The 26,562-nt window shown below is 52.2% G+C and carries 23 protein-coding genes, 1 pseudogene and 2 riboswitches; of the genes and pseudogenes, 1 reads left to right on the top strand and 23 read right to left on the bottom strand.

Annotated elements, in window-relative coordinates; genetic code table 11:
- Positions 1 to 93 precede the first annotated feature (93 nt).
- The 15 genes and pseudogenes from pduL to ACTNDI_RS03875 all read right to left on the bottom strand — a co-directional run bounded on the left by pduL (position 94) and on the right by ACTNDI_RS03875 (position 13,175).
- Positions 94 to 744, bottom strand: a complete 651-nt coding sequence (pduL, locus tag ACTNDI_RS03945) for a phosphate propanoyltransferase (RefSeq protein WP_441099453.1) — start codon at positions 742 to 744, stop codon at positions 94 to 96.
- The gene (locus ACTNDI_RS03940; protein WP_441099452.1) at positions 744 to 1,577 is read right to left on the bottom strand and encodes an ATP-binding protein; all 834 of its coding nucleotides are present in this window, start codon (positions 1,575 to 1,577) and stop codon (positions 744 to 746) included. The genes pduL and ACTNDI_RS03940 overlap by 1 nt, the downstream gene beginning before the upstream one ends.
- A gap of 71 nt (positions 1,578 to 1,648) precedes the next feature.
- Positions 1,649 to 1,948 (bottom strand): ethanolamine utilization microcompartment protein EutM, encoded by a 300-nt coding sequence (gene eutM, locus ACTNDI_RS03935; protein ID WP_441099451.1) that lies wholly within the window; start codon positions 1,946 to 1,948, stop codon positions 1,649 to 1,651.
- Positions 1,949 to 1,950: 2 nt separating this feature from the next.
- On the bottom strand, positions 1,951 to 2,247 hold the full coding sequence (eutM, locus tag ACTNDI_RS03930; RefSeq protein ID WP_441099450.1) for an ethanolamine utilization microcompartment protein EutM: 297 nt from the start codon (positions 2,245 to 2,247) through the stop codon (positions 1,951 to 1,953).
- A gap of 81 nt (positions 2,248 to 2,328) precedes the next feature.
- Positions 2,329 to 3,807, bottom strand: coding sequence for an acetaldehyde dehydrogenase (acetylating) (locus tag ACTNDI_RS03925; RefSeq protein WP_441099449.1), 1,479 nt, complete (start codon positions 3,805 to 3,807; stop codon positions 2,329 to 2,331).
- Positions 3,808 to 4,287: 480 nt separating this feature from the next.
- Positions 4,288 to 4,545, bottom strand: a pseudogene (locus tag ACTNDI_RS03920) (BMC domain-containing protein); the annotation flags it as partial.
- A 19-nt stretch (positions 4,546 to 4,564) separates the two neighbouring features.
- A complete protein-coding gene (eutL, locus tag ACTNDI_RS03915) occupies positions 4,565 to 5,218 on the bottom strand; it encodes an ethanolamine utilization microcompartment protein EutL (RefSeq protein WP_441099448.1) in 654 nt (217 codons plus the stop codon).
- Between the two features lie 26 nt (positions 5,219 to 5,244).
- Entirely contained in the window at positions 5,245 to 6,207 is a 963-nt protein-coding gene (eutC, locus tag ACTNDI_RS03910; RefSeq protein WP_441099447.1) for an ethanolamine ammonia-lyase subunit EutC, read from the bottom strand.
- An 18-nt stretch (positions 6,208 to 6,225) separates the two neighbouring features.
- A complete protein-coding gene (locus ACTNDI_RS03905) occupies positions 6,226 to 7,596 on the bottom strand; it encodes an ethanolamine ammonia-lyase subunit EutB (RefSeq protein WP_441099446.1) in 1,371 nt (456 codons plus the stop codon).
- Positions 7,597 to 7,610: 14 nt separating this feature from the next.
- Positions 7,611 to 9,041 carry an ethanolamine ammonia-lyase reactivating factor EutA gene (gene eutA, locus ACTNDI_RS03900; protein ID WP_441099445.1) on the bottom strand — a complete coding sequence of 477 codons (1,431 nt, stop codon included), beginning with the start codon at positions 9,039 to 9,041 and terminating at the stop codon, positions 7,611 to 7,613.
- Positions 9,042 to 9,063: 22 nt separating this feature from the next.
- On the bottom strand, positions 9,064 to 10,491 hold the full coding sequence (locus ACTNDI_RS03895; protein ID WP_441099444.1) for a sensor histidine kinase: 1,428 nt from the start codon (positions 10,489 to 10,491) through the stop codon (positions 9,064 to 9,066).
- Positions 10,492 to 10,493: 2 nt separating this feature from the next.
- Positions 10,494 to 11,081: an ANTAR domain-containing response regulator gene (locus ACTNDI_RS03890; protein ID WP_441099443.1), complete on the bottom strand. Its 588-nt coding sequence runs from the start codon at positions 11,079 to 11,081 to the stop codon at positions 10,494 to 10,496.
- A 45-nt stretch (positions 11,082 to 11,126) separates the two neighbouring features.
- Positions 11,127 to 11,582 (bottom strand): EutP/PduV family microcompartment system protein, encoded by a 456-nt coding sequence (locus ACTNDI_RS03885; protein ID WP_441099442.1) that lies wholly within the window; start codon positions 11,580 to 11,582, stop codon positions 11,127 to 11,129.
- A 42-nt stretch (positions 11,583 to 11,624) separates the two neighbouring features.
- A complete protein-coding gene (eutS, locus tag ACTNDI_RS03880) occupies positions 11,625 to 11,990 on the bottom strand; it encodes an ethanolamine utilization microcompartment protein EutS (RefSeq protein WP_441099441.1) in 366 nt (121 codons plus the stop codon).
- Between the two features lie 51 nt (positions 11,991 to 12,041).
- Entirely contained in the window at positions 12,042 to 13,175 is a 1,134-nt protein-coding gene (locus ACTNDI_RS03875) for a 1-propanol dehydrogenase PduQ (RefSeq protein ID WP_441099440.1), read from the bottom strand.
- A gap of 482 nt (positions 13,176 to 13,657) precedes the next feature.
- Positions 13,658 to 13,842: riboswitch (cobalamin riboswitch) on the bottom strand.
- A gap of 401 nt (positions 13,843 to 14,243) precedes the next feature.
- On the opposite strand from ACTNDI_RS03875, the gene ACTNDI_RS03870 reads away from it, so the two are divergent.
- Positions 14,244 to 15,626: an MATE family efflux transporter gene (locus ACTNDI_RS03870; protein WP_441099439.1), complete on the top strand. Its 1,383-nt coding sequence runs from the start codon at positions 14,244 to 14,246 to the stop codon at positions 15,624 to 15,626.
- Here ACTNDI_RS03870 and ACTNDI_RS03865 read toward each other — a convergent pair.
- The 8 genes from ACTNDI_RS03865 to ACTNDI_RS03830 form a co-directional block, all read right to left on the bottom strand.
- On the bottom strand, positions 15,610 to 16,563 hold the full coding sequence (locus tag ACTNDI_RS03865; protein WP_441099438.1) for an aminotransferase class IV: 954 nt from the start codon (positions 16,561 to 16,563) through the stop codon (positions 15,610 to 15,612). The two genes, ACTNDI_RS03870 and ACTNDI_RS03865, sit on opposite strands and share 17 nt — an antisense overlap.
- 210 nt (positions 16,564 to 16,773) lie before the next feature.
- On the bottom strand, positions 16,774 to 18,306 hold the full coding sequence (pabB, locus tag ACTNDI_RS03860; protein ID WP_441099437.1) for an aminodeoxychorismate synthase component I: 1,533 nt from the start codon (positions 18,304 to 18,306) through the stop codon (positions 16,774 to 16,776).
- 175 nt (positions 18,307 to 18,481) lie between these two features.
- On the bottom strand, positions 18,482 to 19,075 hold the full coding sequence (locus ACTNDI_RS03855) for an anthranilate synthase component II (RefSeq protein WP_441099436.1): 594 nt from the start codon (positions 19,073 to 19,075) through the stop codon (positions 18,482 to 18,484).
- 396 nt (positions 19,076 to 19,471) lie between these two features.
- Positions 19,472 to 21,658 carry an anaerobic carbon-monoxide dehydrogenase catalytic subunit gene (gene cooS, locus ACTNDI_RS03850; RefSeq protein WP_441099435.1) on the bottom strand — a complete coding sequence of 729 codons (2,187 nt, stop codon included), beginning with the start codon at positions 21,656 to 21,658 and terminating at the stop codon, positions 19,472 to 19,474.
- Entirely contained in the window at positions 21,630 to 22,691 is a 1,062-nt protein-coding gene (locus ACTNDI_RS03845) for a TDT family transporter (RefSeq protein WP_441099434.1), read from the bottom strand. The genes cooS and ACTNDI_RS03845 overlap by 29 nt, the downstream gene beginning before the upstream one ends.
- A gap of 611 nt (positions 22,692 to 23,302) precedes the next feature.
- Complete coding sequence (locus ACTNDI_RS03840; protein WP_441099433.1) at positions 23,303 to 23,623, bottom strand: DMT family transporter; 321 nt, start codon at positions 23,621 to 23,623, stop codon at positions 23,303 to 23,305.
- Between the two features lie 164 nt (positions 23,624 to 23,787).
- The gene (locus tag ACTNDI_RS03835) at positions 23,788 to 24,480 is read right to left on the bottom strand and encodes an energy-coupled thiamine transporter ThiT (protein ID WP_441099432.1); all 693 of its coding nucleotides are present in this window, start codon (positions 24,478 to 24,480) and stop codon (positions 23,788 to 23,790) included.
- Positions 24,481 to 24,572: 92 nt separating this feature from the next.
- Positions 24,573 to 24,674: riboswitch (TPP riboswitch) on the bottom strand.
- Between the two features lie 57 nt (positions 24,675 to 24,731).
- The gene (locus tag ACTNDI_RS03830; protein WP_441099431.1) at positions 24,732 to 26,510 is read right to left on the bottom strand and encodes a DUF438 domain-containing protein; all 1,779 of its coding nucleotides are present in this window, start codon (positions 26,508 to 26,510) and stop codon (positions 24,732 to 24,734) included.
- Between the last annotated feature and the right edge of the window lie 52 nt (positions 26,511 to 26,562).

Genomic DNA, 26,562 nt, shown 5'->3' with positions numbered 1-26,562 from the left:
ATTCGTGTAATTCTGAAATTCCCGCTCCGGACTATCCTGCCCGTCACCAGATTTCACTGCAGCCGTTTTCCTTACGGACAACGATCCTGTCCGTCACCAGTTTTCACTGCGGCCGATTCCCTTGCGGTCAATCTTCCGAATGATTCTTCCCATCGTAAAGCCATGCACGAACGCTGCATTTGCCTCATCAAAATCGATATGCATCTTGCAGCTGAAATTCTGGCTGACACGAATGATCACATCCTCAAAGATTACCGGCCTGTCACTGAGTACTTCCACCGCAACTCTGTCCTTATCCTTAAGATTCAGCAGCTTCGAGTCCTTCTCCGTCACATGAATATGATTGTGTGCAATAATCACACCTTGTTTGATCTCCAGCGAACCGGCAGGCCCCTGGATGGTGATGGCACCGCTTCCTTCGACATCCCCGGATTCCCTCAGCGGAGCATTTACTCCAAGCGCGACGCAGTCGCTCTTGGAAAGCTCCACCTGTGTTGCGCTGCGGACAGGGCCGAGCACAGCAACATGACTCATGGATCCCTTTGGCCCGATCAGAGTCACTCTCTGATCGGAAAGGAACTGGAATGGCTGCGAAAGATCTCTTTTCGGCGTAAGCGTTGCTCCCTTTCCGAACAGGACCTCACAATCTGACTGCGTCAGGTGAACGTGCTTTGCAGAGACCTCGATCTCTACCAGTCCGGCCATATGGATGGAATCCATCACGGCTGAAACAATATCCTTCATCAATTGCCTCCTCCTGTGTAGTCTCCGGCCAGATATTTGCACATCATAATATGAAGTGCACTGGACAGACGGTTGAGTTCTTCAATAATATCTCCGCGTTTATACTTCCGTCCTTCCCTGAACGCAGTGCAGGCGGACAGCTCTGTCTCCCTGATCTGTGTCCGGATACGATTAAGATAAGCGTAGTTAATTCCCATGCTGTAATCCGGAAGCAGCATCTGCTTAATCTTATAGAACTTCATCGGATCATGAGAGTGCTCGCGCAGCTCAGCATGAGTCAGTCCGATCGTTGTCATCTCCGGAACGTCCTCGCCAAGAACATCACAGCGCATCAATTCCCGAAGATGGCGCAGAATATCATTGAGATCGTCGACAAGTGACTGACAGCCGTTCTCATAAATAACTGCCTGAGCCAGGACGATCAGTGACTGTACCGAATCGAGTTTCCCACGAAAAACGATTCTCGGATCATCTTTGTTCACCAGTTCATTGCCGTAAAGCTGGGTCATGTGTTCCGGTTTTTCATAGAAAAATGCTCCGGTCTCATGCTCCGTGTATTTCGGACGCAGAACGGCCACTGTTTCTGTTTTTTCTGCAGCAGGTGCCCTCTGTTCCTGCGGAGCAGGGGCGCCGGTGCTTTCTGTTTTCTTCTGTCCGCCCTGACCGGGATGGACCTGATCATGAAAATTGCTTTTCATCTGATATTTGATTTTTTTCTGCTGCAGATACTCTTTTGCTGCGGGAGTAAGGATGGCTCCGTCCGGCACGATATATACGTCTGGCTCGGAATTTCTCAGCTCATAACGGAGTAGTTCCTCGGTTATTGCTTTCATACGCCTTCACTCCTTCTTCTTTTATCATTTCCGGAGCTGTATGCTCCCTGTCATCCTCTCGGTATTATGCCTTATTGTTCTGCAGTATTGCCGAGCGTCGGAAGAATATACTCCACGTCCATATGCGGTCTCGGAATGACATGTACCGAAATCAGCTCGCCGACTCTCTCGGCTGCAGCCGCACCCGCATCGGTCGCCGCCTTTACCGCTCCGACATCGCCTCTGACCATGACGGTGACAAGGCCGCCGCCGACACGCTCTTTTCCGATCAGATGTACGTTTGCAGCCTTAACCATCGCGTCTGCCGCTTCAACGGATGCTACCAGACCCTTTGTTTCGATCATTCCCAGTGCTTCTGTAGTTTTTGACATAATTATTCGTTCTCCTTTCCAATTGACGGAAGAATATACTCAACTTCCTCGTGCGGTCTCGGGATGACATGTACGGAGAGAAGCTCACCGACTCTCTCTGCCGCTGCAGCGCCCGCATCAGTCGCCGCCTTTACCGCTCCGACATCACCTCTTACCATAACGGTAACAAGGCCGCCGCCTACACGCTCTTTACCAATCAGATGTACGTTTGCTGCCTTGACCATAGCGTCTGCTGCCTCAACAGCCGCAACCAGTCCCTTAGTCTCAATCATTCCAAGTGCATCATTAACTGTTGCCATTGTTTTCTCCTCTCAATATAATTGGCATGTCTCATCAGGTTCGTATATGATGGATACGTCGCATCAGGTTCGTTTGAATGATCACATCGCCTTCAGCCGTGCGATCACGCTCTTCACAATCTCATCGACATTGATGTCCGACAAATCAGGCTGGTTATCCGCACTCTCCACACAGGAATCGATTTCCGCGCGGATATCCTCCATCTCTTTCTGCCCATACGCCACGTATCGCCTGTTGATCAGCTGCATCGGGCCGACATTCTCACTGGTTGCACTTCCGCCGACTGCGCCGCATCCGAGTGTCAGAGCCGGCTGCAGTGCTGTGGACGCGCCGATGCCGCCGAGTGTACTCGGTGTGTTGACAACAATGCGGGATACCGGAACACGTTTTGCAAAATAATCAACGATTGCTTCATTTTTTGTGTGCATGGAGAAGGTGTGCCCTGCGCCCTCGTAATAAAGGATCTCACAAACCTTGTCACAGACATCGTGATAATCCTTACCTGTGTAGAATCCCATGATCGGTCCGAGCTTCTCATTGGAATATGGATGACCGCGACCAACCCCGGTCTCTCTCGCAATCAGAACCTTCGCATCCTTCGGAACCTTGTCCAGGTGAGCCAGCTTTGCGATTGTCTCAACGCTCTTTCCGACGATCTCCGGATTCATGGTTCCATTTGCGCGAAGGATGAACTTGCCGAGCTTTTCACTCTCTTCCTGATCCAGGATGTACGCGCCCTGCTTTTTCAGTTCAGCCATAACCGGCTCCACCATATCCTCGTCGCAGATGATCGACTGCTCAGATGCACAGATTGTTCCATTATCAAAAGTCTCGGAGTCCAGAATTCTCTTCACTGCCAGAGGAAGATCACAGGATCTTTCAATATAGGCAGGGCCGTTTCCGGGTCCGACACCGATCGCCGGTGTACCGGAGGAGTACGCTGCCCTTACCATGGCCGATCCACCAGTGGCGAGGATCAGTGCTACGTCTCTGTGATGCATCAATGTATCCGTTGCCTCCATCGTCGGGATGGAAATACAGGATACAAGATTCTCATTTGCGCCTGCCTCCGCGATGGCCTGACGAATGACCTTAACCGCCTCCATGATGCAGCGCTGTGCCGTCGGATGCGGGGAGAATACGATTGCATTTCCCGCCTTAACAGCAATTTCTGCCTTATAGAAGGCAGTAGAGGTCGGATTCGTGGACGGGATAAGTCCGGCGATGACACCTACCGGAACCGCCAGCACGCGCAGTCCCTTCTCATCGTCGCGGGAAATCTCTCCGACTGTCTTCATATCCTTGATATGCTCATATACGCCACGGCTCGCAAACACATTCTTGACAATTTTATCTTTTACCTTGCCAAAACCGGTATCCTCGACCGCCATTCTGGCAAGACGCTCAGCATTGCGGACACCAGCGTCCGCGATGCACCGTACAATGTGATCTACCTGAGCCTGATCCATGCGCGCAAGCTCTTTCTGCGCTTCCTTGGCTGACTCAACCAGATCCCTCACTTCCTGCATTGAGATCAGGTCTTTATCGATTATCTTCATTCTGCCATTCTCCTGTTATTTTTCTGTTCTGCTTAATCCCTCTCTGTCACAAAATGCTTTTATACCTTCCAGCAGCACGTCTTTGCGTGCGGATCGGATCTGCTCCCGTGTCAACGTATCGATTCCAAGTTTCTTTGCGAGATTTCTTAGTTCGCCAACACTCTTGCTGCCAATCTCGTCCAATGAAATCAATGAAGACGCCGGTTTCCCCTTGATCGGATCCGTCGCTTCCGACGACACCTCCGGTTTTGTGTCCGGCAGATCCGGAGCGCCGCTCTGTACTCCGTCACGTTCTTTCAGATTATCCTCCGGGATATCCAGATTTACGTCTGGTTCTTTCGGATCATCGGCCGGTCCCTCCGGATCATTATCCGTTTTTTCCGTATGATCGTCCGGTCCTTCCGGATTCCCATCCGGTCCTCCAGGATTCCCGTCCGGTCCTTCCGGATCATCATCCGGTTTTTCCGGGTGTACATGACCGAGGATCTGTTCCACATCACCGTGCGGCCGCGGGATCACGTGAACCGAAATCAGCTCACCGATTCTCCCTGCCGCGGCTGCCCCTGCGTCAACCGCAGCTTTCACCGCTCCGACATCTCCCCGGACCATTACCGAGACCAGTCCTCCTCCGGAGTATTCCCTGCACTGAAGAGTTACATTGGCGGCTTTCAGCATAGCGTCCGCTCCTTCGATGGACGCAACCAGTCCTCTGGTTTCGATCATGCCTAATGCCTGCATATACTACCTCCGATACTGATCATTCTTCTCGCGGGCTTGAAGCAATCGCCTCAACAGCCGCAGCGAAGGCATCGCAGGCAGATTTGCATGCCGACTGGCTTCCTGTCAGCAGCGCGCCTCCGAAGTTGGTTTCTGACGGCGGTGCGTAAAGAACACAGCACTGCACATCCGCTGCCTTGAGTGCCGCATCCACTGCATACATAGCCTCAAGCGGCGGTGCAATCAGGTATGCGATTGCCTCCCCTTCCTTAATGCCGCAGGAAGCAGACAGGTAAGAACCTGTCCTTGATATGCAGTGCGCATAATAGCAGATCGAATCATCGTCGTTCGCAGATACGAAGTGGCAGACATTCTCAATCATGTCAATACATGCGTCCAGTCCTGCCCTCGCCTCTGCCGGATTCGGAGCTGCCAGAATACCGATGATTTCACCGGCCAGCGCGGTGTTCGCATTGGCTGCCCCTGCATACATACTCTTTGCGTAAACGACTTCACAGTCTGCTTTCTTTGTAGCTTCATCCAGTGCTGTATACGTGACATCATCGATGTCGGCGGTAATAAGTGCCAGGGACTTCTGATCCGGCCTTAATTTCAGCTCTTTTGCAAGGTCCGGAGAGACATTCGCGATTAGTCTGGTCGCCAGAACCTTTGCGAACAGTGGATCTCTTTTCATTCTTCAATTCCTCCATTCCGGTTAAATTACAGTTTCAGGTCTGTACCGCTGGCTTTCTTTTCGAGCATGATTTTAATAATTTCCGCAATGTGGGCGCCGGCCTCCGAAGGATTCGTTCCTGCGCTGTGGATATTGGAAACAACTGTTCTTCTTGCCTCCGGCATTCCCACTGTCGCCTTGTAAGCGATATAGGCAGACATAGACGTCGCAGTAATCAGGCCCGGACGCTCTCCGATCAGTGTACAGACAACCTCTGCGCCGACCAGCTCGCTGATCTCATCCTCTACCGCTACGCGGCCGTACTTCACAAAGAACGGCGTTCCGGTATCAATGTGATAGCTTTGAAGCCCCTGCATGATCGCCGGAAGAAGATCCGGGATATTCGCTGCTACTGCCGCAGAGGACAGACCATCGGCCACATAGATCTGAACTGTCGGGTTCTTCTTGCATTTCTCTTTAATCGTCTCAACCGCCTCAGGGCTCAGCTTACGTCCGAGATCCGGTCTGGTCAGATACGTATCCTTGCTGTCACATTGTGTCTGGACGATGAAAAGTCCCTGACTCTTGATGAACTCTTCATCTACATCGTTGAAGACTGCATCCTGCGCAGCAGAATGCGCCGCTCTGAACTCGAGCTGCGGAAGTGTTTTGTAACGGGCTCCTGCCTTTCCGATACCCAGACGGCACGGAGCAGCTGCCTTCTGCTCTGCGTATGCCTCTTTATTGACCGGGTTCTCCACCAGATACTGCTTGCGCAGATCAATCGCAGTGATATCCGGAAGCTCTCCATCTTCAACATAAGAGGGATCAAGACTCACCCCTTTGTCCGGAATAACAAGCTGACAGCCTCTGGCATTCGAATCGCCGACCGCCTCTTTTACTGCAGAGCTGACGGAGGCAGCTGTACTGCCGACCCCTTCCGCTCCCGGTTTAAGATTCATTTCTTTGAGAACTTCCTCAATGACTGTTCTTAAGTCCTTTGATTCCATTTTCTTTCACCGCCTCCCTTATTTGCTCATGAATACGGAAGCATCGCCCGCAAGTTTTGTCAGTTTACCGTTCTCTGAGAAGCCCATCTTCTCAAGCCACATATCGAATTCGTGAATCGGACGAAGGCCCATAACCTCACGGAGAGCTGCCGCCTCATGATATCCTGTGCACTGATACATCAGCATGCAGTCGTCGCCTTCCGGAACACCCATGATGTAATTGCAGCCTGCAGCCACAAGCAGTGTTGCCAGGTTCTCGATATCATTCTGATCCGCCTTCATGTGATTGGTGTAGCAAGCATCGCATCCCATCGGAACGCCGGTCAGCTTACCCATGAAATGGTCTTCCAATCCGGCACGAATGACCTGCTTCGAATCATACAGATACTCCGGTCCGATGAAGCCGACAACCGTATTCACCAAAAACGGCTGGAACCTTTTAGCAAACCCGTAGCAGCGAGCCTCCATCGTCACCTGATCCCATCCGTTATGCGCGTTGGATGAAAGCTCCGATCCCTGTCCGGTCTCAAAGTACATGACATTCGGTCCGGTGCATGTTCCCCTCGTCAGCATCGTCTGACGGCCTTCCTCCAGCATCTGAGCGGTCAGACCAAACGCCTCATTTCCCTTCTGGGAACCGGCAATGGACTGGAACATCAGGTCAAGCGGGGCTCCGAGTCTTTTCGCTGCTTCGGTCTGGGTCGTTACATGGGCCAGAACGCAGATCTGAGTCGGAATATCCCATTTATGTTTAAATTCATCAAACATCTTCAGGATGCGCGCCACACTCTCAACCGAGTCGTCAACCGGGTTCAGACCGATGACTGCATCGCCGCATCCATAAGAGAGTCCTTCCATAACAGACGCAAGGATTCCCTTCGGATCATCGGTTGTATGATTCGGCTGCAGACGGGATGAGAACGTACCCGGAAGTCCGATTGTCGTGTTGCAGTGTGCGGATACACGAATCTTTTTTGCCGCGTAGATGAGGTCGAGATTGCTCATCAGCTTGCAGACACCGGCGATCATCTCAGCGGTGAGCGCCCGGGAGACACGGCGGATCATATCCGGTGTCGTATCTACATCAAGAATCCACTCGCGAAGCTCGGAAACCGTCCAGTTCTTAATCTCATTGAAGATTGTCTCGTTGACATCATCCTGGATAATCCGGGTAACCTCGTCCTCTTCATACGGAACTGCCGGATTGTTGCGCAGGTCATTCAGCGTCAGATTGGCGAGCACGTACTTTGCCGCAACTCTCTCCTCCGCTGTCTCGGCTGCGACACCTGCCAGTTTATCACCTGATTTTTCCTCGTTCGCCTTGCCCATTACTTCTCTTACGGATTTAAATTCGTAAGTTTTGCCAAATAGTCTTGTTTTTAAAATCAATTGTCACACCTCTCTTAAGAATTAAATACCAGTGTTTTATTAACCACAGGTACTACTGTTCCGCCGGCCAGCGGCTCACCGATATCAATATAATCGCCGCCCGCCGCACGGATCCCGTCGATGCAAATAACCGGTTTTTTGAAATCAAGCTGAATATTCAGCGCGTTTCCCAGAACCTTTCCAATATCACACTCCACCACCACAATCAGCGGGTAGTTGCTTTCTATCACCTCCCTGGCTCCTTTGATGATGGCTGCAGCCAGCTTCTGGATCTGTTGAAAGCCGGTCCAGCCTTTTCCCGAAAAAGCGATCGCTACCTGTTCCATCCTGCCCTCGGTGTAAAACAGGGGAAGCTGTGTCGCGATTGCCTGACTGAATGTTTCAAAATCAGTCTCGCTGTCCTCCGATATTTTCAGAACCGGTACATTTTTCAAAGGAAGCTTTCCTTTGTCATACCGGATGGTGCTGCCGCTTACATCTGTTGAATGTGTTCCTGCGCCCACGACCGTAGCGCGGATTGTCTCCTTCGCCTGATAGCGGGTCAGTGCCGCGATCGTCCTGTTCTCACGGATGGCCTTTCCCAGCAGAACGCCGATATCTCCGTAGCGGAACAGTTCACTGTCGTTTTCCTGATAAATGCAGTCAGCGACGCCGCCGGAATATGTGACCGCCCGAATGCCGATATCATCTCTCAGCATCTTGCCGTCATTGGTATACAGGGCGCGATGCTCGTCGTCAGGCTGCGCCAGACGCAGCGCTTTCGCGAGCTCATCTGCCATGATCCGGCAGACCTTCATCAGCACCTCCGGATCTGCGCGGTCGCCCTCAGCGATCCTGATTCCGTGGTTTGCCGCCAGTTTCACGATTTTGTGGAAAATATAAGAAATTTTCCCATCCACGATCTTGATCAGGCGTCCGCCGATATCCAGACAGCAGGTGCCTTTAAGCGCGCCTTTTTCATAAACCGCGATGTTGGTGGTGCCGCCTCCAATATCCAGGTTTGCCACCGTCGTGTGATTTTCCTGAGAAATCGCATCTGTGCCGGCGCCGCGTGCCGCCAGCACCGACTCAAGATCCGGTCCGGCAGTGGCTACCACAAAATCGCCGGCCATATCCGAGAGGGCCTCCAGCACCTCATTGGCATTTTTCTTGCGCGCTGTCTCACCTGTGATGATCACGGCGCCGGTTGACAGATCCTCCGGTTTCATACCCGCAGCCTGATACTCACTCCGGATAATTTTCTTGATCGCGTCCGCATCAATCTCCGTTGCAGATTTCAGCGGAGTGAAGTAAATCTTACTTCGGTAGATAACCTCTTTTTCAATGATCGAAACCCGCGGAACCGTGTAGTTTCCGGCAACGTTTTCGATCACCAGCCGGCTGAAAACCAGCTGTGTAGTTGATGTGCCGATATCAATTCCGATACTCTTGATTTCCTGTCTCATTTTTTTAATAGCCTCTTGTCTCCTACGAGCACTTATCGATAGGTTTCATGATCTGATTAAGCCAGCTGAACCAGGTCCTCGTTCCACTGCTGTCGGAGGAGATTCGAATATCACCCCGAAGCTTGTCACGCACGAAGGAACGCACAATCGACATGCCGAAATTCTCGCTGCTCTGATCAGAAGCATCATATCCCACGCCGTTATCCTCTACCGTAAGCTCCGAATACAGCTCTCCCTGATGCACATGGATACTGATCTGACCTTCCTCCCGGTCCGGAAACGCATATTTCACGGCGTTCTGTATCAACTCGTTGACCACAACGGAAACCGACGTGGCGACATCCGAATCGACCTTGAAATCCTCTCCGCTCACCGTAATGGCTATCTTTCTGTTTCCGGAAAACGCAAGAGTGATGTTGTTTTTCAGGTTCTCCAGTACCTCCCGGAGACTCACATAGTCGGCAACCTCGCTCGACAGCAGCTCGTGGGTATTTGCGATAGAAAAAATACGATTCATTGTCTCCATCAGCACTTCCCGTACTTCGTCATTATCCGATTTCCGCATCTGAAGATTCAGCAGGCTGATAATCGTCTGAAGACTGTTCTTGACCCGGTGATGCATCTCCCGGATCGCTGTCTTTCTCAGCACCAGCTCCTTCTCCTGTTCCTTCTGCCGCGTGATATCGCGCATCAGCACAGCTTTGGAATAGTGCCCGGATTCGATCGGAACGGTTTTTACGCTGATGATCCTGCTTCCAACCAGTACCTCTTCGTACGAATAATCATGATCATACGTGTCGACGCTTTCCGCAGTCAGTCTCACGTTCGCGTAAGGCTGATGCAGAAGATCTTTCACATAGCCAAGTTCTTCATACATTTCTTTCGCGACATGGTTCCGCAGCGATATGATTCCTTTTTTATCCACCAGCAGCAATGCCTCGTCGATACACTCCGCAAGCCAGTTGTTGTCGGGCATGATTTTGGTGACCGCCGCGGCAATCTCTTTGTAACCGCTCATCGAGATATGCAGTTTTTCGCGCGGCTGTATTTCGTCGCTGGTCTGTTTCTCGATAATCAGCACACCGATCACACGATCTTGTACCTTTATCGGCTCCACCGTCTGAATCGTGATGCCCTTTTCCTGTGTCGTTGCCTTCATCTGACGGGTGCCCACGCCCAACCGGAACGTTCTGGCTACGGCAGGCTCATTTTCCTTCGTAGCGATCATGCCGACGACGCTGCCCTTATAAGAGGACGGAACCTTTGTCGGCTTTGCTTCTGCCACCACAAGAGAATCTCCGCTTTGCATCAGACAATCGATGAATACATCCGCCTCTTCGATATCTGCGATTGAGGGAAGCAGTTTCGCCATCGTAAGAACCTGCTCGATTTCCTCTTCCGTCAGATCCACATATTTCCTGCACAGCTCGCGCAGATTCTGCTCATCCATAATCATATGCTCCTGACAAGTATCATCTCCGAGACCCTTCTCATGGACAGATGTTTCTGCTGACTGATCTGTCTGATGTAACTGTAAGCCTCTTCCTCGTTCTTTTGATCGCGCAGCATGATCAGGCCCTTGGCTTTCTCAATAATCACGCGGCTTTCCAGTCTTTCCTGCGCCCTTTCTACTTCTGCGCGTATCTTCTTCATCTCGCGGCTGCGGCTGACAGCCAGCTCAATGCTCGGAATCAGCGATTTTTCATAATACGGCTTCACCAGATATCCGGATACGCCGCAGTCCTTCGCCGACTCAATAAATTCCGGATCCGTATAGGCAGTCAGCAGAATGATCGTGTCCGCCAGCTTTTCCTGAAAAATAATCTTTGATGCCGAGAGTCCGTCGAGAAACGGCATCTTAATGTCAAGAAGGACAAGATCCGGCTTGTTTTTCCGGCACTCCTCCACCGCATCAAAGCCGTCGGAGGCCTCTCCTACAACCTCATATCCCGAATCTTCCAGAAGTTCTCTCAAGTCCATCTTTGCGATCGGCTCATCATCTGCAATTACTATTCTTAATGCGTGTTCTGTCTTATCCATATGTCAGAGCCTTCATTCAGCCGCGTTCAATGATCTGCGGCATTGTCAATCCACCGGCATATCCAGTGCCCGGAGCAGTTCTTCCACACCCTCACCTGTCACACTGCTGATGCGATAAATCCTGTGTGCTCCAGCTGCCTTCAGATACACCTCTGCATCACTGATTTGTTTTTTATCTGCGATATCGATCTTCGTCACAACTCCAAGACACGGTTTTGTGAACATCGTTGAAAACTGTGCCGGATACATCGTCCCGTTCTCCGTCGCATCCTGCAGAAAAAGAATGATGTCCGCATCGGCCGATGTGACCATCAGCGCTCCCCGGAATCCTCTCCGCTCCAGGTATTCCCCCGGCGTGTCAATCATTACTTCATGTTCCACGGTGACTGTCTGGGTTTTGTGGTACCGGATATCATCGTTGAAAATTCTCTGGCACAGTGTCGTTTTTCCGGCCGTCGACCGTCCGATCAGCATTATTCTTTTTCTTTTCTGATTTGTCATCTGTCTGTCATGTCCTTGTGATCACCGTGGAGGAAAATCCCATCATGTCCTTGTGATCACCGTGGAGGAAAATCCCATCATGCCGCAGAGAACATTCATGACGTTTTTCAGCGCCTCCTCCACAGCCGCCACATCGCCGGTGATTACCAATGATCCGTTGAAACGGTCCACAAAGCCGATTTTAATATCCGCAGCCTTCGAAGCCACATCAGCAGCGATCATAGCGCCCTCACTCGGCGTAATTGTCATGATTCCGATTGCGCCCGATGCGTCCAGAAGACCCAGCTTCGAATACAAATCCGCATCCGGGCTGGCGATCACATGCGCCAGAGTAACCTGTTTTCCGGGAACAAATTCCTGAATAATTCTCTCTTTGTTCCCGCCGTTCCCGCCGTTCGATTCAAACATAGCCCCTCCTTCCGGCCTACATACCGGCAATCATCCCTGGTAAGCTATTTCTTACGCCCTGCCGGTAAACGCCTGACGATAAAGCGTCTTGATATCCTCCAGTGTGACCTCTCTCGGGTTCGATGCAGTGCACGGATCAGCAAGCGCTGCCTTTGCCATCTCATCCAGCTGTGCATTAAAATCATCTTCTGTGACACCTGCCTCTGCGATTGTCACCGGCATGTTCATTTTCTCCATAAAGCGTTTTGCAGTGCGGATCAGCATCAACGCGCTCTGACGCGTTCCCACGCTGTCCATGCCCAGCTGCGCGACGATCTCCGCGTATCGGCTTGCGGCCGGTGTCAGATGGTCATGGCATCCGGCATTGAAGCTCATGACATACGGAAGAAGAATTCCGTTTGCCCGCCCATGCGGAATATGAAAATGCGCACCCATGGCGTGCGCCATACCGTGGTTCAGCCCGAGACCGGAATTTGCGAACGCAATACCAGCCATGCACGAAGCATTGTGCATGCTCTGCCGCGCGTGAAGGTTCTCGGGATTTTTATACACTTCAAGGAGGTTGTTCTGTAAAAGCTGCAGTGACTTGATGGCCATGGCATCCGTAAAATCATTGTGTTCCCTGGAGACAAAGGCTTCCACCGCATGTGTAAATACGTCAATGCCCGTATCTCCGGTGACCTTCGGCGGCGCGCTGACGACCAGACTCGCGTCCAGTACAGCGATATCCGGCACCAGACTCTCGTCCACGAGCGGATATTTTGTCTGCGTCGTTTTGTCTGTAATAACGGCGAATGTGCTCACCTCGGAACCGGTTCCGCTGGTCGTCGGAATCGCGATGAAGCGGATGTTTTTATATTTTTCATTTACACGTCTCGCGATAAAAACGATCGCTTTCGCCGCGTCGATGGACGCGCCGCCGCCGAGGCAGATGACCGTATCGGGATCCAGCGCCTCCAGCCTTTTGATACCGGCAGTCACGACTCCCAGATCCGGCTCAGCCGCCACATCCGAAAAAACATCGTACTGCTTTCCCGCGCGATCCAGCCGGTCCGTCACATACGAAACCTTTTTGCTGACCGCAAGAAAATGATCCGCTACAACAAACACCTTTTTCATATCATTCACCAGCTGATCGAGCCGATCACCGATCATGATCCTGGTGCTGACTCTGAATTCTCCCATTGCTTCCCCTTTCTTCTGTGTTAAATTAATAGTAAATTTTTACTGTTATTCCGAGACAAAAAAAGCAGCATTTTAAACATACTGTTTAAAATGCTGCATCGCACTTAAATACATATTACCTCATTCTTCTGCGGCTTCCTCGCCCGGCAGAAAAACACACTTCCCCCTGCTTCGTATTCATACTCAAAGGAAAGAGTAAATACGCAAAGCCAACGGGAAAATGCGGGTTTATGAAATTGTTGGCATCCTTTCAAAGCGAAAAAGAAAAGGGAAAGCACCGACCGTTCCGCCCGACACTTTCCCTTTCGACATTGCATCCGCCGGATTGATAATTAAGAGAGGTGGCGCAATGAAAAATTCGATGGTGAAGCACTTAACGGTCTTCCCTGTTCATAAAATACCGGTTCCATTCCATGGACACGGCCGAAAAGCCATCAGCTGCATCGCTGAGGGCAGGCACTCTCCCAGATCCGAGGAGAATTCATGTGCGTTATACACGGGCAGGTCTTCTGACTGCGGCGTCATCACTTTTTCTCGCCTTCTCAGGTTTCCCCAATGGCATAAGAGAAAAAGCTAAGCCAACACAGCAACGGCATTGTGCAGGATTCACACCTGCTTCCCTTTTCACCGGCAACAATTTACCGACACCTGTGTACCATCAAATTTATGTTGTCAGTTTATAATATTGACAACCTTTTGTCAAGCGTCATGTTTTGTATAATTTTCAGTCATGTTTTGTATAATTTTATCAGCTGATTCTGTATATTTTGCCGGATATTTGTCCAAACACCACTGGTTAATAAATCCCGCTCCTGCTAATATAGGATGTGCGCAAATCACGCACATGCTCAGATCTTCTGTTAAAGACCGTAAGCTCCCATACGATACATCGTGCCACATACAGTATCAGCTGCGGATTGCTCCGTACTTCGCCGCTAAGATACAACAGAAGGTTCATGACTCATGCAGCAATGATGCAGCAACCATGACGCAGCACAATGATGCAGCAGCCATGACGCGGCAGCAATGATACAGCACAAAAATATTAACAACGAGGTTATTTCACAAATGTCATCATCTGATTCCAAAGCAATTACCCAAAACAAAAGAACCGCCAGAAATGAGATCGATATGATCCACGGCGGCCTGGCAGGGAAAATCATGCTCTTCGCGCTCCCGATCGCTGCCGCGAGCATTCTGCAGCAGCTCTTCAATTCTGCGGATTCCGCGGTCATCGGACAGTTTTCCTCTCCTGAAGCACTGGCCGCCGTCGGTCTCAACGCGGAACCCATCGGCATCATCCTCGGCCTGATCACCGGTCTCTCCGTCGGCGTCAATGTCCTGATCGCCCGCTACATCGGAATGAACCGCCGGAAAGAAATTCCTGCGGCTATTCACACATCCATGCTCTTCAGTCTCATTGTCGGCGTCATCCTGATGATCTGCGGACTCGTGTCCGCCCGGCCGCTGCTGATCCTGATATCCACTCCGGACAATATCCTTGATCTCGGCGTGCGCTACCTTCAGATTTACATGCTGGGAAGTCCGTTCATCGTAATTTACAACTTCGCAAGTGCCATTCTGCGGGCTAAGGGTGACACCAGAAGACCCCTTTATGCTCTGATTTCCGCGGGAATTCTGAATGTCATACTGAATCTTTTCTTTGTTATTGTGTGCCGCTTAAATGTAACCGGTGTCGCTCTTGCGACGGACATCTCCAATGCCCTGAGTGCCGCCCTCACAGTTTCTTTCCTGATGAAGGAAACCGATGAATTCCATCTCTCCCTGCGCAATCTCCGTCTGAAGGGAGAAAATGTGAAGCGACTCCTGGCTATTGGCCTTCCGGCCGGTGTACAGGAGGCAGTATTCTGCGTCTCAAATGTATTTATCCAGGCCGCCATCAACGGCTTCGGATCCGACGCCATCGCAGGAAGCGCCGCCGCCCTGAACTTTGAATACTTCGGATACTTTGCCGTAGCTGCCTTCACGCAGGCAGCCACCACCTTCATCAGCCAGAACCACGCCGCCGGACAGAAGAAACGCTGCGGAAAAATTTTCCTGTACTGCCTCATCTTCGGAGCCCTGGCCGGCGCCGTGCTCAGCGTTCCGATCGCGCTCTCCGGGACCTTCTTCATGCGGATTTTCTCCTCAAAAGAGGCCGTCCTGATGTACGCCATCCGCCGGAACCGCCTGGTCCTCCTCTGGGAATATCTCGTCACCCTGTATGAGATTCCTGCAGCCGTTCTCCGGGGAAGAGGTCATTCTCTGCTCCCCTCCGTCGAAATTCTGTGCGGCACCATCCTGTTCCGGCTGATCTGGCTGTTTACTGTGTTCGCACACCACCCGGTCTATGAGGTCCTATGTCTCGTCTGGCCGGTCTCCTGGCTGCTGACGGCCGCGGCGCTGTATATCTCGATTCTGGTCATGAAGAAGCTTAACCTCTACGACTGACCGATTCCATATCCAGTCTGCCTGTTCCCATACTGCGTCCGCCTGTTTCCACATTGTGTCCGCCTGTTTCCATATCCCGGAGGAAGGAATCCCGCAGTGCTTCGGCGGCTTTCCTGTCCGGAAAACGAAATCTTCCAAGAGACTGCACCGGCATGATTCCCATCAGAGAATTGGTGATGAACATGCCGGTGAATTTTTTCAGATCTTCCGTCCGCACCACCTGTTCCCGGAATTTCAGACAGTCCCCTTCCTTCCGATCCAGCATCCATTTCTTCCCCGGATCAAGCAGATAGCTCCGGATCGTTCCCTTCAAAAGCCCGCTTGTTACCGGAGGAGTCACAACTTCATTTCCCCTGGTGAAAAAAACATTGCTTACGGATCCTTCGCAGATCTCGCCCTTCGTATTCACAAAAACCGCTTCATCATACCCCATCTTCTGAATCTGCCGGTGCACCAGGATATTGTCCCCGCAATTTAAGGTTTTATAGTAGGTAAACGGCGAGGTTTCATTTCGCAGAACCGGGCTGAAGCGCAGCCGGAGCCCCTCCTGGAACTGCCGGTCCGTATAGGGATTCTCCCGGGTGCTGAACAGCAGATTTTCCTCCGTCACGGTAATTTTCAGCGCCCCTCTTTCCCATACCCGTCCTTTCTCAAGTCCCGACAGATATTCGTGCAGCATCTCCGTCAGCCAGGTCTCCATCCCGCTTTTTCTGCCGTTTCCGCACCATTCCCCCCTGCCACGTTCTTCCCCGCTGCCATGTTCTTCCTCCCACTTCAGATACGCTCTGTTTTCAATATGCAGGTCACGAAGTCCGCCTGCCAGCCTGCGGATATGCAGGTCCTCCAGCATTGCCGTCCCATGGATTATTGCAATTGTCTCGAATAATCCCATTCCGAAGAAAAAGCCATCATCCGCCTTACATCTGATCTCTTCCATTTCACACCTCTGTTTCCAATTCTTTCTGTCTGAACTGTACCGCATTTCTCCCCGTCCAGAGCTCTTCCTGCTCTCCTGTTGCCGCGCAGACCGTCTCAGGCAACGCCGCCTGCTATCTTATTTCCTTATCCTCTCATTCTTTTACTGTATAAGTCCAGTCGCACGGAAGCTGCGAAGTGACGCGGGGACTTATACAGTCTGTGGCGCTGTTTACAGCATGTGGTTTACCGCACGAATCGCCTCGACCAGTGCCGCCGCTTTCTGATTTGTCTCCTCATATTCGAATTCCGGATCCGAATCCACGGTAATTCCCCCGCCGACTCCGATGCTGCAGCAGCCATTTCGACAGACCGCCGTCCGGATCACGATATTAAAATCACAGTTCCCGTCCAATCCCAGATAGCCGATGACTCCTGTATACAGTCCCCTGCTACTGTTCTCCTGTTCATCGATGATTTCCATCGCACGACGCTTCGGTGCGCCTGTGATTGACCCGCCCGGAAAAGCCGCATCGAGCAGATCCACCGCACTGCACTCCGGTCTCAGCCTCCCCGTTACATCCGAGATAAGATGATGCACCGTTGCGAAGCTTTCGATGTAATACATGCGCGGCACCTTCACGGATCCCGGCACACACACCCGGTTCAGGTCATTCCGCTCCAGATCCACGATCATCAGCAGCTCACTTTTGTCCTTCTCCGACTCCGCTAGCTCCTGCCTCAGTCTCTGATCCTCCTCAGGCGTATCCCCTCTTTTCCGCGTTCCCTTGATCGGACTGGTCTCCACGGCTCCATCCCGAACCCTCAGGAAGCGCTCCGGGGAGGCGCACACAATCTCATACTCTCCGAAGGACAGGAATGCGCCGAACGGCGACGGATTATGCTTCCGCAGATACCGGAACATCTGATACGGATCCCCGATGTGTTCCGCTGTAATCCTGCGCGTCATATTCATGACGTAGATATCTCCTGCCCTCATATACTCAACCAGCCTCCGGATTGTCTCTTCGTAATCCTCTTCTCCGTAATCAGAGGAAAAAATCACTTCTCCGGTGCCTTCTCCGGCATCTGACCTTCCCTGATCACCGGATATGACTGTTTTTCCCCTCTCTCCCTTCCTGACCGGATCATGCCGCACAATCCGTTTGTCATTCCTGATTCTCTCTGCACAGAGGTCCGCTGTTTCTTCGGCCCACATCCGGACTTTTTCCCGGTAATCGCCAATTCCGGACAGATTTTCCCCGGTGCAGATCCAGATTCTGTTCTCCAGAAGATCTTCAACCAGATACAGATCATAAAAGACAAATCTCCCGTCGGGCAGACCTCCGTCAACGGAAGAATCATCGTTTTCATGCCGTCCCGGTATCTCCGCCCTTTTCCTTCCGTAATCATAACTTAACCAGCCGATAGCCCCTGCGGTCATGACCGGTCCGCCATCCTTCCGCTCCCCGCCGGTCCCGGATTCCCTGTTCTGTCTATCCCGGTTATTCTCGATATAATCCTTCAGGAAAGCCAGAAGATCGCCCGTCCTCCTCTCTCCATTCACGAACAGCTCCCCGTTCCTTTCCTCCGCCTCAAGATAAGGATACAGGCCAAGAATCGAATATCTTCCGTCCGGTCCTTTCAGCGAGGAATCCAGAAATGCCCAGTCCGATCCGCTGATGCCATCTCTCCGGATGACATTAGCAAGCCGTTCCAGCGTCAGCCCTTCTCCACTCCACTCTTCCGTTATTATCCGTCTCATTGCTTTCTCCCGCTCGCTTTCTCGTCCGTCATACACCCTGCCGTATTATCTCTCAGCTTACATCGTCTATTCACGAATCCCGCCTTACTTCTCTCATCAACACAACGGTAGTTAATTTCTTCTCTTTTCATTCTTCCATTTCTCTCATCACTGCTGGCACGGTTCCCGTCCGCTTTTATCCCCTGCTCATCCTGTAGTCCCTGCATATTCGAAGAAAATTTTCCAGCAGCTCATGACCGTAGGCCGTGAGAACCGCCTCGGGGTGAAACTGAACACCGTACACCGGGCAGTATTTGTGATGCATTGCCATAATTACTCCTTCCCCGTCCACCGCGTCAACCGCAAGCACTGGCGGGAGATTTTCTCCGGACACAATCAGTGAATGATAACGCGTCACCGCAAATTCCCCAGGCAGACCCGAAAACAATCCCGTCCCGTTATTGTATGCCGGAAGAACCTTTCCATGCATCGGCGCTCTGCCGCGCCGGATCTCTGCCCCGTAAGTAAATCCGATGGTCTGATGCCCGAGGCAGACTCCGAGTATCGGCACTCTGTCCTGAAATGTCCGGATCACCGCCACCGAAGGGTCCTCTTCGGAAGGAGAGCCCGGTCCCGGCGAAATGACAATTCCCTCCAGATCCTTCATCCTCCCGATGCGATCCGGGGAAATCCGGTCTCTCCGGATCACCGTCACCGCCTCCCCTAGCTCCCGGAAATAACTCACCAGGTTGTACGTGTAGGAATCAAAGTTATCAATCATTGCAAGCATTTTGTCCCCCTCAAATACTGTGTGCTTCGCAGTTTTCGTGCCGCTTGCGCGTCACTTCGTGCTCATACCTGTTGTCGTCGCTAATGTTCTTGCCCACTACTGAGCAAGCTCGCCGTGGGCCATGAACATTGCGACTGGACTTATACACAACGAGATAAAACACGCTGCGCGAGTTTTATCTCGCTATCGCGACGCTCGCCGCACACGAATACTTCGCATTCGGCTGCGGCTCACTGTTCGCGTAAAAAAAACCGGAACAGAACGGGAGCGTCGTAATGACACTCCGCATTCTGTTCCGGCAGTATTCTTAAGCTGAGATAACGCCCAAGGCACACCAGTCAGTTTTTATAAAATAGTACCATATCTTTACCATGCAGCCAAGGCCTTAGTTTTTACTTAGTCCCAGCCCAGCTTTTTTCTCTTCTCCTTCATATCCGCGACAATCTGCTCACCGAGCTTGACCGGGTCCACATTTACCACCATGTGAGATCCGAGTGTTTCCTCGGTTCCCTGCTTCAGGAACTCAATTACATTCTTCGAACCGAAGATCTGCGCCTCAACACAATGGTAAGAGGAAATTCCCAGAAGACGGAAGGCCAGAGCCGCATCAATTCCCTTTTCATTGCTCCACTCAGGAGAAGTGAACGCATACGGCATATCCGGCAGTTTCTGGCCGAGCGCACCCGCAATGCCTGCCATGATGGCACTCGATCTCGTGTTGTCGATACACTCTCCCACATGCCACACCGGCGGAAGATCCGGCTCAAGGAATCCGCGGAGTTTTTCTCCCGCAAGCTTGTTCGCGTCCTTCGTGCAGTATCCGAGCTTCATCAGCGGATACGACGCGCATCCGTTCGTGAGAATGAGTACGTTATTCTCAATCAGCACCTTCGCCACATCCGCGATGCACCGTTCATACGGCACCTTCGGGTTATTGCAGCCGACCATGTTGACGATTCCGAGAATCCGTCCGTCCTTCAGCGCCTCCGCGATCGGTCCGAAGCCTCCGAAACGGCGGCCCAGATATTCGGCGGAAAAACCGACTTCCGCGGTGACTTCATACGGCGGAATGTAGACCGGAATACCCTTCCTGTCCTCGAAACTCTCGATTCCGCGCAGGACGATCTTCCGCGCCAGCTCCTTCGCCTCACCGATGTTGGAATGATGACGGTCGAACTCCATTCTCTCGGCACCGGGCAGACGCGCGGAAGCACTCGTCGTCACAACCGTCGTGCGGTAACATTTTGCGACATCCATGATCGCCGGGAACACATCCTGAACATCTGCCACCCAGAGATCCAACGCTCCGGTCATCAGGACCAGCTCCGCGGAAACCGCGTTGGACAGCGGAATAACGCCATCATAGCGGTACATCGCGGAAAGTCCGCTGCAGCAGATGCCGTAGAAACGGATTCCCTTCGCACCCTTTTCCTTCGCAAGGTTAATCATTTCCTCTGTCTGGCCGCATTTCACAATTTCCTTTACCAGAAGCGGCAGATGACCGTGAACCGCAATGTTCACGTACCCTTTCTCCAGTGCCCCGATGTTCACCTTCGACGTCACACGGTCGCCGATACCGAACAGAGAATCGGTCGCGATCGACGCTCCCGCCACACCGGTGAAACAGAAGGCGAGTCCGCAGCGCAGGAAATGCTCCATCGTGCTTCTCCAGTCTCCGTCAGTTCCCACCGCCGTCTTGTGGTACGCTTCAAAAACCTCATGATAGGCGCTGATCGGCATGATATCCAGATCCTTCCAGAGCTTTACGCGCTCAGGCGGAGCACAGACCTCCGCTGTCTTGTATACGTGAGCCGGATCCGGGCTGGAAAGATCATCCAGCAGAGCCTTTGCCAGATCGTATGCGACATCCTTCACCTCACGGCCTTCTGTCGGAATTCCGAAGCCCTTCGCCGTGGTCAGAATCTTCTGCTCACCCAGGAGCGGCGCGTCCAGCTTGCCCTCTGCGGCCCACATCAGCTCAAGCATCAGCTCTCTCGCATGCATGCCGTGCTGCGCGGCTCCGGCAGCTGCCGCACGCAGAAGATTCCGCGCGACAATCAGATCGGCGTCCGCCCCGCAGACACCCTTCTTCGCTTTCTGTGTGATACGGCACGGTCCCATATTGCAGATCTTGCAGCAGATGCCGGCCATACCAAAATTACACTGCGGCTGCTGTTTATCGAACCGGTCGAAAGTTGTGTCAATACCCAGCTGCTCCGAGCGCAGAAGCATCTCACGGATTGCCGGGTCCGGTGTCTTGTCAATCTGATCCTGCTTGGACGGGAAGGTCTTGCGATATGCGGTTACGGCATTCATATAGTCCCGGATAAACGCGTTCTCATCTTCCTCTGTGTCGACACATGCCGCGCCCTCCGCAGAATGGTGCCCCATTCCCGTTCCCTCATCTGCATGAATCTTCTCTTTTCCGTCATGCACAGATTCCGGATCTCTTCCTTCCTCTACTGCGCGGTACTCCGCATCTATTTTTTCCGGATCATGCGCGGATGCTTTCTGAATCACGACCGGGATTCCATTTTCATCAAACCCAATCAGATTACGATGTGTGTGAATATGTTCGAGCATGCTTCTGATATCCTCCTCTTTTTTCCTCCTGCGGCATCATCGGCTGCCGCAATCTGCCTGTGCCGGCAGCTGCTGTCTGTTCTTTTCCGGACAAAAACACAACATACCTGAAAAAAACAATACCCAGCAAAATCCCGGCAATTATACATTCTACATCTGCCAGTACCAAAAATACAGTCACAATATCATTTCCCCGTCCCGGCACAAATCCGGAAAGGTTTTTCCCCCAGTCCCCCGCACGAAGCGCGTTCCATGTCAGCCGGGTTCCGATTGCGGTATTGATGAACGGAAACGTAAATCCCGAAAATGACGGATAAAATGTTCCCCCGATGTATCGGAATACCTGTACCAGTCCGAGCACATAGAAGGCGCTGGAGAACAGAAAGATCACCAGAAATACAGCAGGATCCTTTGTCTCAAAGGACTGATGATATCCCACCAGGCACAGACTGAACGGCGCCGCACAGATCGCCGTCAGAGGCGCAAGCAGCTTCTCCGCAGGGAGCTTACGATAACGGACCGCCATCAGGATCATCAATACCGACGTCGCTGCCAGACCGTAAACCGTCAGCACTCTGCCGAGCGCCTGCATCCCGAAAGCAGGGCTCGTCGCCGCAGCCGCCACAATGCCCACATAGACCAGAAACCATGTCATGTATACTTTTTTCAGCTGAAAACAACGCACAAAGGACGCTGTAAACCACACGATCAGCACCGCGTGAAGCACCAGCGCCGCCCACCAGACTGACACACCAGCCGGAACGCTGACACTCTTCAGACTGACCGCGAGGAACATCAGTCCCATGGAAAAAGTCCCCGCAGCGCCGGCTATGGCAGGATTCTTCATATCCCGGCGCAAATCTTCCGGATACAGAAGAGCCTTCAGAACCAGCAGCACCAGAAGCGCCACGGATACCAGCTCCATGAGAATCCACACAAGATTCGAATAGCTCTTCAGAAAATTCCCAAATGCCGCAAAACCCAGCATCACTCCTGCTATCGGAACCGGCACTCTCCTGATCATGCTCTTCATGCGTCCCTTCCTCCAGAAAAAATACACCTGCCGCTCATTATGTTACGAAACCACAGCCGGAGCTTCTCCTAATGCCAGCCCACAGCCGCAGTTCCTCATAACGCCACTTCACTGCCGCAGTTCCTCATAATACCGGCTCTCAGCCACGTTTTTGCATTACATTTCTGCATTTATTATATTTCCTATCAACTAAATATGATTTTGAATTATACAGGAACATTCCGGCAATATCAACGAAAAAGAAAGCTCATTCGTGTTGCTCATTCCTGCTGCCTTCGAAACGAGATAAAACACGCTGCGCGAGTTTTATCTCGCTATCGCGACGCTCGCCGCACACGAATACTTCGCATTCGGCTGCGGCTCACTATTCGCGTAAATCACGGCCAGTCTCTTACACACGCTTCGCGTGTAACGATCCTGTCTGCGTTTTTGAGGAGCTGATGCGATACCTGGCCATATGTTCAGAATCTTCAAGCGAACAAGGAAGGCCGCCACGCAACAGTTTGCGCAGCGGCCTTCTTCTACATATCTTCCGTATCGTATTATATATTTTCAGTATTCTATATCTGCCATATTTTATATCTGCAGTATTCCATATCTGCCGTATCCCACTATCTGGTTCCCCAGACGTTTACAATCACACACCCGATGATAATCAGCACGATTCCAAAGACGCCGACACCGGTCAGCTTCTGACGGAACAGCAGATAGCCGATGACATTTGTGGCGATCAGTCCCACTCCGCACCAGATTGCGTAGGCGACGCCCACGTTCATACGATCCATGACGTGAGAAAAGGTGTAGTAACACACACAATAACACGCGATACAGATAATTGACGGTAACGGCCGGGTAAAGTGATGCGTATACTTCAGGAGCGACGTTGCCGCCACCTCCGAAGCGATCAGTACTGTCAGCAGAAAAACAGTCATTTTGATTCCTCCTGCATGTTCACTTACACGGATGCTGTCTCATACTGCGACCGACCGGGAATTCCTGCGCTGCATCATCCACGGACATTCCGGCCTTCAGCGTCTCATACTGCGACCGTCCGGAAATTCCCACACACGCACCGTCTCAATGCCTCGCCCGTGCCTTATGCCACGCTCTGTCTCGAATTACCTCCCGCAAGCGCCATCCCTCTGACCCTTATCATCGCCTTATTCACGGCCGGTATGAGAAGCAGCACAATGGTGAGGCCGCACTCCACGAAGATGTAGATCGCATTGTAGGCAAGGGAGTATCCGATCGCCGACATTCCGTATTCATTGCCATAGCTTCCAAAGAAAATGTAGCCTGAAAGAACCGCGAAGAAATACCTGCCGACAACTCCAAGCAGATAGCCCTTGATCAGTCCGTGCTTCGCCCCGGAAAACACACCGGAGAGCCCGAGAGCCGTAAACGCAAACACATAATCCACCAGCATCTGCGGCAGAGAAATAATATAGGGATCAACGATCAGCTGGAGAAGACCGTAGGCAAGACCTGCAAACAGCCCTGTCCCAAGGCCGTACCAATATCCCACAAGCGATATCAGCAGCATGGAAAAGAAGGTTATGCTGCCGCCCATCGGCAGATGAAACAGCTTGATCATGGATGCGACCGTCGCAAGCGCGATTGCCATCGCCGAGAACACAAGCTTTCTCGTACCGAGTACACCCTTCTGGTCCGGTTTCCGGATCAGGCAGACCAGAAGCAGTGCCAGAATGATCACGGCAATCACCGCAATGTAGCCGACCTGCGTCAGCTGGTATACTCCGTCACTTCCAAGAGTAGCAAATACAGACATAATATAATCCTCCTCACAGTTGTCTGCGGGAGGATTTCACTTTTCAAAGCTACGGAACTCTCAGAAACATTCATTTCTTTGATCACACAGCCTGCATTCAGACTCAGCTTCCCTACGCCGGCATTAACCGGATCAGGTCATCAGGGTCAGCCGCATGCACGGCACTCTCAGCTTCCGCTCCCCCAGCAGTTTTTCTTTGTATTTACAGTATAGCAGATAAAGCAAAACCGTCAATTCATTTTCCTGCTGATTCAGTGACCCGCGAAGTGTTCCTTCGCGAATTCCATATCCTGCACCAGCTCCGCAGCCCCAAGATAATTGCCCTTCCGGTCTCTTACGGCAAGATAGTTCACCAGCATGGTTCTTCCGTTTTTCTCCATCCATACCGGTACACTGTCCCTGCTTCCGTCCCGGAAGCTGTCCAGAATACTGCGGACCATGGGCTCTACCTTTGGCGGATGGCAGGAAAAGACCTCCCGGTCAATGGCCATTCCCGCACGCTTGAAGACCTTCGGTCCCTCATTGAAGTAGCGGTTGATGTTGTCCGCATCAATAAAACTGATCTCCATCGGTATGGTGTTCAGCAGTGCTGTAAGCTGCGGAACCGTCATATGTCCGCCCGGCATCACAACCTCGCCCTGGGAGAGGCCAGGCTTTTCTGCCTTTTTCTCTGCGTTCAGAGCCTGCTCCGCTTCTTCCCAGTCCGTAAAGGACTGACCGAGGATCTCCGTATAATCTCCGGAGTCCCGGTACACCGAATACCAGTCTTCCGCCGTGAAATTCACCGCGCAGATCGGGAAGAGAATATTATTTTCTTTGTAAATCATTTCCTCCGCCCGGTCAAGCACCGCCGACAGCCGGCCGTACCAGTCGTCGTCGTGATCTTCATCCTTTGAAAGCGCACTGATCTCGTCGCGGATCTCATCATCCACGGTCCACATGACATCTGACGGGCCGGAGATATCATAACGCACCTTCAGATGCGGATAGAGCAGATCTCCTTTCTTCGCGTAGTGAACTGCAATCTCGCGAAGCTGTGACATAAGCCTGTCGTCCGCACTCTTTCCGGCGACAGCCTCACGCGCACGGAGAAGAAGCGTCTCGATTGCCTGATTCTCCCTCTCAAAGAGATTCAGCGGATGGCCCGGAACCGACGCGAGCGAAGCCGCCAGCTCTTTGCGGTCGCCCGGATCCGCAGCTGCCGTTGAGGTCATCTCCGCTATACGAGAGAAGTCTGCTGTCCTCTGCTCAGCGACAGAAGCACCGGCTCTCTTCTTCTCTACAGCAGAGGAAACTCCTGTCGCCCCTGCTGCAACAGAGGAATCTCCGGCCTTCCCTGCTGCAACAGAGGAGTCTCCGATCTTCTTCATAAGAGAATCCTCTACCGCCTTCTCCGCATTGGCGATCTTCTCTTCTCTTGTCGCACCGTGGAAAAGCGCGGAATGTACATCGCAGAGCTTCTGCACCTCCTCAAGAGGAGTCCCGGATTTCAGAAGATCCTGCTCCGCTCTCATGATTTCGGAGGCATCAACATCACGGAAATTTTTCACAAAATCGGCTCTTACTGCTTCAAGGTCCTCACCGCTGCCGAGTCTTCTCAGGTAGCTCTTGAGAAGTTCGTTGCGCTCCTCAGTCATGCCGCCTTCTGTCTGCGCCGCCGCCCGGCTCACACTGCCGCCTTCTGCCTGCGCCGCCTCCCGGCTCACACTGCCACCATCTGCCTGCGCCGCCTCCCGGCTCACACTGTCACCGGCTGCCTGTGCGTCCTTTGCTTCCTCCCAGGGCATTTTCAGCTCCGGCATTTCTCCCTCGATCTCAAAGCCGTGCGTCATGAGTGCCATGACCACATCCATCATCGAGATATTTTTCATCTTCGCGCCCTTCGGAATCGTCATGATTCTTCCGACAGAACCGAGCATTCCCTTTTTCGTGATCTCCCGGAATCCGACGCCGGAAAGGATGTCTCTCAGCTCCGGGTACTCCTGCACCAGTTCATACACAGATTTGTTAAAGTCAATCTTCTTTGCCATATCTCTGCTTACTCCAATACTCATATATATGTACAAGTTCAGACTCAGTTGT

Origin of the sequence: Bilifractor sp. HCP3S3_D3, assembly GCF_052063915.1 — a bacterium.
Lineage (GTDB): Bacteria > Bacillota > Clostridia > Lachnospirales > Lachnospiraceae > Bilifractor.
Note: the sequence above shows the minus strand (reverse complement) of the source record. Positions and strands in the feature narration are given on the sequence as shown.

Bases quoted from the DNA above. Each gene is read 5' to 3' on its own strand.
- pduL (WP_441099453.1), bottom strand. From the start codon at position 744: ATGAAGGATATTGTTTCAGCCGTGATGGATTCCATCCATATGGCCGGA.
- ACTNDI_RS03940 (WP_441099452.1), bottom strand. From the start codon at position 1,577: ATGAAAGCAATAACCGAGGAACTACTCCGTTATGAGCTGAGAAATTCC.
- eutM (WP_441099451.1), bottom strand. From the start codon at position 1,948: ATGTCAAAAACTACAGAAGCACTGGGAATGATCGAAACAAAGGGTCTG.
- eutM (WP_441099450.1), bottom strand. From the start codon at position 2,247: ATGGCAACAGTTAATGATGCACTTGGAATGATTGAGACTAAGGGACTG.
- ACTNDI_RS03925 (WP_441099449.1), bottom strand. From the start codon at position 3,807: ATGAAGATAATCGATAAAGACCTGATCTCAATGCAGGAAGTGAGGGAT.
- eutL (WP_441099448.1), bottom strand. From the start codon at position 5,218: ATGAAAAGAGATCCACTGTTCGCAAAGGTTCTGGCGACCAGACTAATC.
- eutC (WP_441099447.1), bottom strand. From the start codon at position 6,207: ATGGAATCAAAGGACTTAAGAACAGTCATTGAGGAAGTTCTCAAAGAA.
- eutA (WP_441099445.1), bottom strand. From the start codon at position 9,041: ATGAGACAGGAAATCAAGAGTATCGGAATTGATATCGGCACATCAACT.
- ACTNDI_RS03895 (WP_441099444.1), bottom strand. From the start codon at position 10,491: ATGGATGAGCAGAATCTGCGCGAGCTGTGCAGGAAATATGTGGATCTG.
- ACTNDI_RS03890 (WP_441099443.1), bottom strand. From the start codon at position 11,081: ATGGATAAGACAGAACACGCATTAAGAATAGTAATTGCAGATGATGAG.
- ACTNDI_RS03885 (WP_441099442.1), bottom strand. From the start codon at position 11,582: ATGACAAATCAGAAAAGAAAAAGAATAATGCTGATCGGACGGTCGACG.
- eutS (WP_441099441.1), bottom strand. From the start codon at position 11,990: ATGTTTGAATCGAACGGCGGGAACGGCGGGAACAAAGAGAGAATTATT.
- ACTNDI_RS03875 (WP_441099440.1), bottom strand. From the start codon at position 13,175: ATGGGAGAATTCAGAGTCAGCACCAGGATCATGATCGGTGATCGGCTC.
- ACTNDI_RS03870 (WP_441099439.1), top strand. From the start codon at position 14,244: ATGTCATCATCTGATTCCAAAGCAATTACCCAAAACAAAAGAACCGCC.
- ACTNDI_RS03865 (WP_441099438.1), bottom strand. From the start codon at position 16,563: ATGGAAGAGATCAGATGTAAGGCGGATGATGGCTTTTTCTTCGGAATG.
- pabB (WP_441099437.1), bottom strand. From the start codon at position 18,306: ATGAGACGGATAATAACGGAAGAGTGGAGTGGAGAAGGGCTGACGCTG.
- ACTNDI_RS03855 (WP_441099436.1), bottom strand. From the start codon at position 19,075: ATGCTTGCAATGATTGATAACTTTGATTCCTACACGTACAACCTGGTG.
- cooS (WP_441099435.1), bottom strand. From the start codon at position 21,658: ATGCTCGAACATATTCACACACATCGTAATCTGATTGGGTTTGATGAA.
- ACTNDI_RS03845 (WP_441099434.1), bottom strand. From the start codon at position 22,691: ATGAAGAGCATGATCAGGAGAGTGCCGGTTCCGATAGCAGGAGTGATG.
- ACTNDI_RS03840 (WP_441099433.1), bottom strand. From the start codon at position 23,623: ATGACTGTTTTTCTGCTGACAGTACTGATCGCTTCGGAGGTGGCGGCA.
- ACTNDI_RS03835 (WP_441099432.1), bottom strand. From the start codon at position 24,480: ATGTCTGTATTTGCTACTCTTGGAAGTGACGGAGTATACCAGCTGACG.
- ACTNDI_RS03830 (WP_441099431.1), bottom strand. From the start codon at position 26,510: ATGGCAAAGAAGATTGACTTTAACAAATCTGTGTATGAACTGGTGCAG.